This is a genomic window from Desulfuromonadales bacterium, from assembly GCA_035620395.1.
In the GTDB taxonomy this organism is placed as follows: Bacteria; Desulfobacterota; Desulfuromonadia; order Desulfuromonadales; family DASPGW01; genus DASPGW01.
In genome coordinates, this window is record DASPGW010000003.1 from 1 (window position 1) to 5194 (window position 5194).

General features: G+C 60.4%; 6 protein-coding genes. 1 reads left to right on the top strand and 5 read right to left on the bottom strand.

The window, feature by feature from the left end; genetic code table 11:
* Window positions 1–45: 45 nt before the first annotated feature.
* The 5 genes from fabD to VD811_00175 all read right to left on the bottom strand — a co-directional run bounded on the left by fabD (window position 46) and on the right by VD811_00175 (window position 3920).
* Window positions 46–960 carry an ACP S-malonyltransferase gene (gene fabD / locus VD811_00155; protein HXV19381.1) on the bottom strand — a complete coding sequence of 305 codons (915 nt, stop codon included), beginning with the start codon at window positions 958–960 and terminating at the stop codon, window positions 46–48.
* Between the two features lie 39 nt (window positions 961–999).
* Window positions 1000–1980, bottom strand: a complete 981-nt coding sequence (locus tag VD811_00160) for a beta-ketoacyl-ACP synthase III (protein HXV19382.1) — start codon at window positions 1978–1980, stop codon at window positions 1000–1002.
* A 20-nt stretch (window positions 1981–2000) separates the two neighbouring features.
* A complete protein-coding gene (plsX, locus tag VD811_00165) occupies window positions 2001–3077 on the bottom strand; it encodes a phosphate acyltransferase PlsX (protein HXV19383.1) in 1077 nt (358 codons plus the stop codon).
* An 11-nt stretch (window positions 3078–3088) separates the two neighbouring features.
* Window positions 3089–3268 (bottom strand): 50S ribosomal protein L32, encoded by a 180-nt coding sequence (gene rpmF, locus VD811_00170; GenBank protein HXV19384.1) that lies wholly within the window; start codon window positions 3266–3268, stop codon window positions 3089–3091.
* Window positions 3269–3371: 103 nt separating this feature from the next.
* Window positions 3372–3920: a DUF177 domain-containing protein gene (locus tag VD811_00175; GenBank protein ID HXV19385.1), complete on the bottom strand. Its 549-nt coding sequence runs from the start codon at window positions 3918–3920 to the stop codon at window positions 3372–3374.
* 219 nt (window positions 3921–4139) lie between these two features.
* On the opposite strand from VD811_00175, the gene mazG reads away from it, so the two are divergent.
* Window positions 4140–4964, top strand: a complete 825-nt coding sequence (gene mazG / locus VD811_00180) for a nucleoside triphosphate pyrophosphohydrolase (protein HXV19386.1) — start codon at window positions 4140–4142, stop codon at window positions 4962–4964.
* Window positions 4965–5194 lie beyond the last annotated feature (230 nt).

Here is a 5194-nt window from a genome sequence, read left to right on the forward strand (position 1 = left end):
GCGGCGACCTTGTCTTTCATCATAAAGGATACCCCTGTACGTCGTTCAAAGAGCCTTGAGCCCGGCCACGTCTTCTACACTCTGGGCGGCCGCGCCCTTGGCAATGCGCTTGATCAGACCAGCCAGCACCTTGCCCGGGCCAATCTCGATGAAACGCTCGACGCCGAGCTCGGCCATCTTCTGTACCGACTCGTCCCAGCGTACCGGGGCACTCACCTGGGCAACCAGCAATTCCTTGACCCGCCCGGCGTCACTGTTGGGCGCCGCTTCGACATTGGAGACCACCGGACTCCGCAACGGCCCGACGGTAATCCCCGCCAACGCTTCCCGCAGACGTTCCCCGGCCGGGAGCATCAGCGAGCAGTGGAAAGGGGCACTGACCGGCAGCGGCATAGCCCGCTTGGCCCCTTTGGCCTTGGCCAGTTCAATCGCCCGTTCCACGGCCGTGGCGTGACCGGCGATGACCACCTGACCGGGGCTATTGAAATTTGCGGGCGAAACGACCTGACCCTGCGCCGCCTCCCGGCAAACCGCCTCGAGCTCGACGGTATCCAGCCCGAGGATGGCCGCCATCGCACCAACCCCGACGGGTACGGCTTCCTGCATGAAAGCGCCACGCTGGCGCACGGTCCGCACCGCATCGGCAAAAGACAAGGCGCCGGCAGCGACCAGAGCCGAATATTCGCCGAGGGAGTGCCCGGCGACGTAGGCGGGGCGTAGTCCACTCTCCTGCTCGAGCACCTTCAGGGCCGCCGTACTGACGGTCAGAATGGCAGGCTGGGTATTGGTGGTGAGCTTGAGCTCATCTTCGGGGCCATTATAGCAGAGGGTGGCCAGATCGAAACCGAGGGCATCGTTCGCCTCCTCGAATATCTGCCGGGCGGCCGGAAAGTTATCCGACAGATCTTTGCCCATGCCGGCGTACTGGGAGCCTTGCCCGGGGAAAACAAATGCAATCATGTCAGTTGCAACTCCTTTGCACAGCGGCCGCTTGACGTCCTACCAGCGCAGCAGGGCGGAGGCCCAGGTAAATCCGCCGCCGAAAGCATCAAGCAAGAGGATATCCCCGGCCTTGAGCCGGCCGGCGCGATTGGCCTCATCCAGTGCCAGGGGGATCGAGGCCCCGGAGGTGTTACCGAAGCGGTCTACATTAATGTAGACCTGTTCGTCACTGAGCCCCAGCCTCTTGGCGGTCGCCTCGAGGATCCTTCTGTTGGCCTGATGCGGGATGAAGAGGTCGACGTCCGCCGTGCTCATGCCGTTGGCAGCCAGGGCCTCCTGAGCCACTTCGGAGAGGGAGCGGACGGCCACCTTGAAAACCTCGTTGCCCTGCATCTTCAGAAACGGAAGGCGCTCCTTGATTCCCGCCTCCGATGCCGGAAAGCGCGCACCGAAGCCGGGTTGGTAAAGAAGTTCCCAATAGCTGCCGTCGGCGTGCAGGTGGGTGGAGAGCACACCGTGCTCGCCCTCCTGACCTTCCAGCACGACGGCGCCGGCGCCGTCGCCGAACAGGATGCAGGTGTTGCGGTCTTCCCAGTCGACCGCCCGGGAGAGGATCTCGGCGCCGATCACCAGCGCCTTCTTGCTGACACCTGTTTCAATCCGCCGCGCGGCTGCATCGAGGGCATAGACAAAGCCGCTGCAGGCAGCCGAGACATCAAAGGCTGCAGCGCCGGCGGCACCCAGATTTTTCTGCACCAGGCAGGCGGTCGCCGGCCAGGGGAAATCACCGGTGATCGTACCAACCACCACCAGGTCGATGTCTTCGCCGCGCACGCCGGCCATTGCGAGCGCCCGCTCTGCCGCGCGGGTGGCCAGATCGGAGGTATATTCACCTTCGCCGGCGATGTGCCGCTCGCGAATGCCGGTCCGCGAGACGATCCATTCATCCGTGGTGTCGAGAAACTTTTCCAGATCGGAATTGGTCAGTACCTTATCGGGAACACACGAGCCTGTACCGATAATGCGTGCTCTTTTCACTCGACGACTCCTACATCCTGCTAGGTGGAAGGCCGGCCACTCTGCTCTTGCGGATCGGCGTCCACGACCGATCCCGGGTTCTGCGCCACCAAAGCCGCGTCAGCCTGGAGTTGGGCGACCAGTTGATCGTTCACTCGCCTGGCCGCATACTCATGCGCCATGCGGATGGCATTGACGATGGCACGAGGACTCGATCCGCCGTGACAGATCATGCCGGTGCCCTCGATCCCCAGCAACGGAGCGCCGCCATATTCGGCGTAATCGACCTTTTTTCTGAACGCGCGAAAAGCGGGGCGGGCCAGAAGATAGCCGATCTTTGCCAGAAAGCGGCTGCCGATCTCCTGCCGCAGCATGGTGAAGATGGCGTCGGCCAGTCCTTCAGATACCTTGAGGACGACGTTTCCCACAAAACCGTCGCATACCACCACATCGACCGAGCCGTTGAAAATGTCGCGGCCCTCGACGTAACCAATATAGTCGAAGGTTGCCCCTTTGAGCAGCTGGTGGGCTTCGCGGGTCAGTTCGTTCCCCTTGCTCTCCTCTTCACCGTTGGAAAGCAGGCCGACCCTCGGCTGCTGCTTGCCGAGAACATGTCGGGCGTAAACTTCTCCCATCAGGGCAAACTGGGAGAGATGGTACGGCTTGCAGTCCACATTGCCGCCCACATCAAGAACCAGCGTCTGGTCCTTGAGATTGGGGAAGATGGTGGCGATGGCGGGCCGGTCGATCCCGCGGACACGCTTCAACACGAACATCCCGGCCGCCATGGTGGCACCCGAGTTGCCGGCACTCACCACAGCATGGGCTTCGCCATTTTTTACCAGGCCGAAAGCGACCCGGATGGACGAATCCTTCTTTTTGCGGATGGCATCTGAGGCCGAGTCGTGCATTCCGACCACTTCACTGGCGTGGCGGATGCCGATATCGAGTCCTTCGGTCCGATGCTTTTTCAGCTCGCTCTCAATGCGGACCGTGTCACCGACCAGAATAATCGACAGTCCCCATTGGCGGGCAGCAGCCACCGCTCCCTCGACCTCGACGGCCGGAGCGTTGTCACCACCCATGGCATCCACAGCAACGACGATACGTTCCCTCAACCGGATGCCTCTTACTTTTCAGTACTGATGATTTCTCTGCCTTTGTACGTGCCACAGCTCGGGCAGACGCGATGCGGCTGCTTGGGCTCCTTGCACTGGGGGCATATGGACACGCCGGGAGCGGTCAGCGCATCGTGAGCACGGCGCGTATCGCGCCTGGTCTTGGAAGTTTTCTTCTTGGGTACCGCCATGGTCTTGATTCTCCTTGTAGGTCCGGCCGAGGGCCGGTATTTGCTGATGGCTCAACGCTATGCAAATCCGCCCGTGAAAATGGGCGAAGCAGATGACTTTAATTCACTTGTCGAACTTGATATTCTTCAGGGCGGCAAACTTGACATTGAATGCAGGCCGCTCGCAGCCGCAGTCGGTTTCGTTTAGATCCCCCCCGCATTGAGGGCAGAGCCCGCGACAGTCCTCCTGGCAGAGGGGATGCATCGGCAAGGCCAGAATCACCTGTTCGGCAATCGCCTCGCTGAGGTCGATCTCTTCGCCGTGAAATAGAATCAGGCCCATCTCCTCGGCGTTCAGCTCAACCTCTTCACCGTCGGTCTCGTCCGTGACTTCCGGCAGTTCCCGGGCGAAGGTCAGGGCAAAGCGGCCAATCAGAGGGTCCTCGAATTCCGAAAGACAGCGGCTGCACGCGAGTCGGACCCGGCTCTCCACCGTCCCTTCGACCTCGATCATCTCGCCGACGCGAACAAGCCTTAGCCGCGTCTGCAGCGGCGCGATGAAAACACATTCCTCCGCCGCGGCGGCTTCCACCGCGGTCGGGTAAGATGCAGCCGCCTCTTCCGACTCGAGATCCAGGCCCTCATCTTTTATTTCGTCGATACGAATGCGCAAAGACCAACGTCCTCAAGGCCGCCTGAAAGCGGCTAGTATAAAGACTGCCCCCCGATTGTCAAGGGAAAACAAGCCGGGCCGCCCTACCCTTGGAGAGGGTTTTCTATTAGCCTATTCAAGGTAAATTTGCAAGCGATTAATTTCCCCCGAAAACGCGCACGACTTGCTTTCTGCGGGTCCATAAGGTAGAAAGGTCCAACTCTCGAGAACGAGGAGAATATGCCCACTGCCCGTACCCTGAGGGCCTTCGGCCGCCTGCTGGAAATCGTGGCCACCCTGCGTTCGCCTGAAGGCTGCCCGTGGGATGCCGAGCAGACCCCCGAAAGCCTCAAACCCTACCTGCTGGAAGAAACCTACGAGGTCCTGGAAGCCATCGATGGCGGCGAACCGTCCGCCATCTGCGATGAGTTGGGAGACCTGCTGCTGCAGGTCATATTCCAGGCCCGTCTTTTCGAGGAACGCCAGGCCTTTGACGTGGGCGACGTGGCGGACGCCATCGCCGACAAGCTGATCCGGCGCCATCCTCATGTTTTCGCCGAGCGTCGGCAGAGCTCCATCGAGGCCCTCGATGCTCAGTGGGACCGGATCAAGGCCAGGGAAAAGGAGCGGCGGGGAGAGTTTCCGACGCTGTTGGGCGGGGTCCCCCGGCACCTGCCGGCCCTGCTGCGCGCCCGTAAACTCTCGGAGAAGGCGAGCCGGGTCGGTTTTGACTGGCCAGCGGTGGACGGGATTTTCGCCAAGATAGAGGAGGAACTGGAGGAATTCAAGGATGCCCTCCAGCACGCCGACCAGCAGGCCATGGCCGATGAACTTGGTGATCTTCTTTTCTCCATCGTCAACCTGGGAAGGTTTCTGAACATTGATGCCGAGGAAGCACTGCGGCAGACGGCCAACCGTTTTGTCGCCCGCTTCGGTCACATCGAGGCGACCCTCGCCGAGCGGGGGCGAACTCTTCAGCAGAGCTCCCCCGAAGAGATGGATTCCCTGTGGAACGAAGCCAAGAGACGTGAGCGCGAGAAACGGGGTGAACCGGCAAAAAGCTAACCCGTTCAACGGACTTTGCCCCTTTTCCACAAATCCTGTGGAAGGACTGTTGATAAGCATGTGAATAGCCGCCCGGACCGAAGCACAATCCACCGCCGTAACATCTTGCCTAAAATTTAGACAAAATAAATTCTTTCATTTTTTCAGGGAGTTACCAAGATGATGAAAAATTCTCAAATAAAACCGGGGTAACCATGGATGTTTTATTAGACCAGCATTAGTAAGGAGGA